This is a genomic window from Marinobacter sp. (genome assembly GCF_041690455.1).
In the GTDB taxonomy this organism is placed as follows: Bacteria; Pseudomonadota; Gammaproteobacteria; order Pseudomonadales; family Oleiphilaceae; genus Marinobacter.
This window is the reverse complement of record NZ_JAWLHI010000120.1, coordinates 1-5703: the sequence shown is the minus strand read 5'-3', so window position 1 is coordinate 5703 and position 5703 is coordinate 1. Positions and strand designations below refer to the sequence as shown.

Below are 5703 nucleotides of genomic sequence, written 5' to 3'. Positions count from 1 at the left end.
GAAATCCGGAAGCCTTCTTCCGTTCTGCTGATTTCCTTGTGCGGCTCTCCGGCCCACTGTTGGCTATAAGTCATACACCCGCGGCACCACAACAGGTAGTGATCCAGCGTGTGATTCAAAGGAGCCAGCATAATGCCGCAGGCCTTGTCGGCGTAGTCCTTCGCTTCCGGAAACAGGGAGGGCAGATCCTCGGTATGAAACACCTGTGTCGGCTGCCACTGTCTCAATTCAGACTCAAGCCGTTCAATCTGCTCATGGGAGGGGGCCTCACCAAAGCGATACCGGTTGCCGTTATCGACTGCCACGAGCCCCGTGGCACCAACTATCGCCATCAGCTCACCGGCATGACTGGCAGACAGACCTTCCAGGCTGTTGATGGTCGTGTTGAATAACAGCCGGTTAACTCTATCCTTCAGCTTTTTCTCTTCGTGATGTTTCAAGTCCGAGAGCTTGATCGAGATAGTTTTACCGATCAGCTCGTAAAGCTCGCGTTCGCGCAGGGTCACGTGCTTCGGGCTCTTGTGATGGCAGGCCAGCATTCCCCACAGACTGCCATTCTGAATCAGTGAAATGGTCAGTGTGGCTGAAACCCCCATGTTACCCAGATACTCAAGGTGAACCGGAGACAGGGACCGATAGGCTGAATAGGTCAGATCGAGCTTACCTGCAGCCGTACCCGAATCCTCGCCCCGAACCTGGACCGAAGGCGCTTTTACATCCGCAATCACTCGGGTGAGATTTCGGGTGTAAAGGGCCCTGGCCTGGGCCGGAATGTCAGAGGCAGGAAACCGGTGCCCCAGGTAACTTCGTGTCAGCTCGGAGCGACTCTCGGCGATCACCTCACCGTCCCAGTTGCTGTCGAACTGATACATCATCACCCGGTCATAACCCGTCGCCAGGCGCACGAGTTCCGTCACCTTACCGGTGTACTTTTGCAGATCCTGTTCGGAATCGAGCTGCCAGAGAAGGTCCCGCGCGGGAACAAACATCTGGCTGAAGAGCTCGCTCTGATCCGAGACCACAGTTTCGATTTCTACCAGCCAATAAGGCGCATTAAAAGAAACCGCCGCATCGTGCACCAAGACACGGCCCGCAGTCTCGACATCCACTTTGATGACGGCAGAAGATCGCCAATCACCCAGCCCATCCAGGGTACGGATTGACGCTATCGTTGAGGCCCTGACGTAGTCAGCAAACGGTCGACCCAACAACGTCCGCCAGGGCTCTGAAAACAGGGTGCCCGCATTGTCGCTGCAGTATCGAATGACAAAGTCACTATCCAGCGCCAACAGAACACCATGGGGCTGAACCGAGCCAACCTGGTGAATGGCCTCTTTTTCACAGTTCTCCAGTGCCTGTTGGAGAATGCTGTCCCGATCAGACTGGCCGAAGCCATCAAACCCGGCCATCGATGTGCGCCTCAAACCGTGCAAAGAGCTGCTGAGAGAAACGGCAGGCCAGATCAAGCTCGTCCGGCGTCCGTAATGATCGGTCCCCATAATCAAGGAACTCTGCCCAATACCGGCCCGTTTGTTCCCCATAACCGTTAAAAAACCGGCCACCGTTGGTGGCATCAAGGCCCAGAGTAGTCCCGAGCCGATTGCTGATGACCTGCCCTCCCAGAGTAGAACCCTCCAGCGGGTATAACATACCGACCAGTTCTGCTTCGTTGCGGGGTCGCCTGAAGTCTGGTCCGTTACGGAAGCAGCCATTTGCCACTGGCTTGAAACCCAGGCAGCTCAGATCCTTGGCCAACCAGTCCGTTTTATACCTTGCGCCGTATTCGAACGTGCTCATCCCTTCACTAATGCACTCACGTATGACCGCTTCTGCTGCGTTGTAGAAACACCAGTAGCGTTCGAGAATCAGCGTATAAGTCGAGAGATCCAAAGCCGGGCGGGTCAACTGGCTTAGAAGCGGATGTCGGTTCAACCGAACATGGACACCATGAGTTGCCGATCGCAACTGCTCGTGGAAGGGTGGGCGCTTTGCTGCCGAAACCATTGTTGAAATCCAACCTGACAGATTCTGCTACTCCCGAGAATAGCGCCAGTGAATGTTGATGTCATGATGTTCAAGACCCCAAAACTGCCCAACCCGTCGCCAGTTATGACGTACATCAAAAAGGTTGCAGGCCGCACGGAATATAAAGAACAAGTGACTTGATCGATATCAGCCTTAATGGGTATATGTCGTAAATTTATACGTAGTAGAATTTCGCTGACTCAATCACATGGCCACTGCATGAAGCTCCACATTCGCCGGGTAATCCGGACTGTATCCATCGTCTTTGTCATGGTCACCATGCTGGGCTTTGATGTTGAGGCTCAAGAAAAGCGGCTCGCTTATCTGGTTTCGGACCTGCGCATCCCGTTCTGGAGCATCATGGCCCGGGGCATTACCCATAAGGCCGATCAACTGGGATACCAGGTTCTGGTGTACAGTGCCGAAAACGTAGCCAGAAACGAACTGGCATATACTGTTTCGGCCATCGAGGAGGGCGTCGATGGCATCCTGATCTCCCCCACCAACTCTTCCGCCGCCGCAACAATTCTCAAGCTGGCGGAGCGGGCAAACATTCCGGTTGTCATCTCGGATATCGGGGCCAAGGCTGACAACTATGTCAGCTACATCGAATCCGATAATTTTCAGGGCGCTTATGATCTGGGCAAAATGCTGGCCCAAGCCCTGCACAATAACGGCTGGATGAAGGGCAGCGTTGGTATCATTGCGATTCCCCAGAAGCGGGCCAACGGCAAAGCCCGAACCGAAGGGTTCCTCCAGGCTTTGGAAGAACACGGCGTCAAGTCGGCCGGTCTGTACCAGCAATCTGATTTTTCCTATCGCGAGACCTACGAGTTTACCCGCCGCTTGATCGAAGATAACCCGACACTCAGAGCGGTCTGGCTGCAGGGTTCTGACCGTTATCAGGGGGCGCTGGATGCCATTTCCGAGGCTGGTAAGTCCGGTGAAATCCTGTTGATCTGTTTCGACGCAGAACCCGAGTTTGTCAACATGATCGACCAGGGAACGCTGGTGGGTGCCGGTATGCAGCAGCCCTTCCTGATGGGCGAGAAAGCCGTTGAAACCATGCACCGGCACCTGGCAGGACAGACCGTCGACAAACTACAGCAACTCCCGGTGCTGACCGTGTCTGAGGACAACCTGCAGCAGTTGCTTCCGGTTATCCACCGCAACGTTCTCGGCAAACTGCCCGAAGGTAACTAGACACTATGGCAGCAACCAACCAAGGCGGCCCCTCTCTGCTGACACGTACTACCCTGATCGTGGTTGCAGTCATACTGGTGGTGTTTGCCTTTCATGCCCTCTATGTCTATACCTCCGAGCGCTCGGAAATCATTGACGACATTGAGCTGGATGTTGCAGAAAGCCTGAAACGACTGAGCAAAAGCCTTGGGCCTTTCATTGAATCCTATGCAGTCAATGAATACGAAAGCCTGGTCACCACGGAGGCAGCGCTCAAACGCCACTTTGCCGTTATCGTTGAAGACTTCGAAATGGGCGAGATTCTCGGGCAGCCCTACTATCTCTTCGGCCAGCTCCGGCAGGGCGATGGCCAGTACGTGGATGTTCAGGCACGGGACACTTCTATAACCGAACAGCTCGACCAGGCGTTCTATGCTGGCAGCGCCCCGATCATAGGCTCGTCGGGTAAAGTGTTGGGGGAAGTCTGGGTTTACGCCTCTGACGATATTCTGGTCAAGAAGCTGGATAGGGCCCTATTGGAGGAACTTTTCACGGTTCTTGTTCTTGCGGGTATTCTATCGCTGCTACTGACCGCTGTTCTGAGACGTTATTTCTTCAATTCGATTCTCGGCATTGATGCTGCCCTCAAGAACAGTGATCAGGAGGGTATTCCAAAGGCGCCAGTGCCATCCTTTCGTTACCGGGAATTGGCGGTGCTGAGCAATGGCATCAATACCATGCTGGATTCGATCAAAGGATCCCGGGAAAACCTGAAAATCGAACGGCGCAGGCTCCGAAACACAATCATCGGAACCCGATCCGGCATCTGGGAGTGGAATGTCCAGACCGGTGAAACCGTGTTTAACGAGCGCTGGGCGGAGATTCTCGGCTATTCGCTTGAAGAGCTGGCTCCCATCTCTATTGAAACCTGGATGACGCTGGCGCATCCCGAAGACCTGCAGCGCAGCTCAGAATTGCTCGACAAACACTTTCGTGGTGAGCTGGATTACTACGAGTGCGAAGCCCGGATGCGCCACAAAAACGGGCACTGGGTCTGGATACTGGATCGCGGTAGCGTTCAATCCTGGGACGAGCATGGTCGGCCACTGGTGATGTATGGCACACATCAGGACATTACCGAACGAAAACAGGCCGAAGCCAGCCTTTCAATGGCTGCCGGGGTGTTCCGTCACGCACGGGAGGGCATTGTGCTGACAAGTGCCGGGGGCACCATTCTTGATGTGAACTCGGCCTTTTGCACCCTCACCGGTTATGCCAGAAGCGAGGCCGTGAATCAGAACTATGAGTTCATGCTGGCATCGGACCACCACAACCGGGATTTTCGAAAACAGGTATTGTCCTCTCTCGAGAACGAAGGGGTATGGAGTGGCGAGTGCTGGATTCCATGTCGCAACGGATCGGTATTTCCAACACTGATGACCATTGCCGCGGTTTCTAACAACGACAACGAGATAGAACACTACGTTACCTTGTTCGCGGATATCTCCCATCTGAAACAGAACGAAGAACAATTGCGCCAGATTGCCCACTACGACGCCCTGACCGGATTGCCCAACCGCCTCCTGTTGAGTGAGCGACTGCGCCACGCGGTATCGACAACGAGACGCCATGGGGATGTTCTGGCGGTGGTGTTTATGGATCTTGACGGCTTCAAGGCGATCAACGATACCTACGGGCATGCCTCCGGTGATGAACTGCTGATTGTCCTGGCCCGCAGGATGCAAACCACCCTGAGAGAATGCGACACCGTCGCCCGCCTTGGCGGCGACGAATTCGTGGTGCTTTTGCCCGAACTATCCTCAGGCACCGACTGCAAACCCATCCTGACCCGGCTACTGGCAGCCCTGTCTGCGCCAGTCGATCTGGCCGGGCACTCGGTTCATGTATCCGCCAGCCTGGGTGTTACCCTGTACCCCCAGGCTCAGGATATTGATGCCGATATACTCTTGCGCCAGGCCGACATAGCCATGTACCAAGCCAAACAGCGGGGCAAGAATCAGGTCCGGTTCTTCAATGGCATGGACGGGAGTGCTTTCAACTCCAGGCTGGTACCCCCGGCCTCTTCCGACCAATCGGAGAAACAACTCGATTAGCCACAGGTCCGGGTATTGCAAAAGAGCTGACCTGGCCTCGCGAAAGAAGCCCTTCGGCACCGTCGCTGCCCGTGCCGTTGAGCTCATTCCGGTCCAGAACCAGAGTATCCCGCGTCCCTGCGCCAGGAGGATAATGTAATCAAAAACGGTAAGTAACCGAACCTGTCACTTCACGGCGTGTGCCGTATGTACCAGAACTGTCGAAGGCCGTTGCCACGTATTTCTCGTCCAGCAGGTTCTGGGCGTGCAGGCACAGCGATACCTGGCCAATGTCGTAGGTAATCGCAGCATCCACCAGGGTTACATCCGGTACTTCCAGGGCAGAATTATCCGCGTTGAATGCCGCGCCAAAACTCTCGCCGATATAACGCACGCCGGCGCC

Annotated in this window: 4 protein-coding genes and 1 pseudogene; 2 read left to right on the top strand and 3 right to left on the bottom strand. The window is 55.1% G+C overall.

The window, feature by feature from the left end; genetic code table 11:
• The coding region (locus ACESMW_RS18210; RefSeq protein ID WP_372988392.1) for a GAF domain-containing protein at nucleotides 1-1409 on the bottom strand (1409 nt) is incomplete at its 3' end.
• Nucleotides 1396-2004, bottom strand: a complete 609-nt coding sequence (locus ACESMW_RS18205; protein WP_372988391.1) for a biliverdin-producing heme oxygenase — start codon at nucleotides 2002-2004, stop codon at nucleotides 1396-1398. The genes ACESMW_RS18210 and ACESMW_RS18205, both read right to left, overlap by 14 nt.
• Nucleotides 2005-2244: 240 nt before the next feature.
• Between ACESMW_RS18205 and ACESMW_RS18200 the strand changes: the two genes are divergently transcribed.
• Complete coding sequence (locus ACESMW_RS18200; RefSeq protein ID WP_372988390.1) at nucleotides 2245-3228, top strand: substrate-binding domain-containing protein; 984 nt, start codon at nucleotides 2245-2247, stop codon at nucleotides 3226-3228.
• Nucleotides 3229-3233: 5 nt separating this feature from the next.
• Nucleotides 3234-5321 carry a diguanylate cyclase domain-containing protein gene (locus ACESMW_RS18195; RefSeq protein ID WP_372988389.1) on the top strand — a complete coding sequence of 696 codons (2088 nt, stop codon included), beginning with the start codon at nucleotides 3234-3236 and terminating at the stop codon, nucleotides 5319-5321.
• A gap of 139 nt (nucleotides 5322-5460) precedes the next feature.
• On the opposite strand, the pseudogene ACESMW_RS18190 reads toward ACESMW_RS18195, so the two are convergent.
• A pseudogene (locus ACESMW_RS18190) lies at nucleotides 5461-5703 on the bottom strand (TonB-dependent siderophore receptor); the annotation flags it as partial.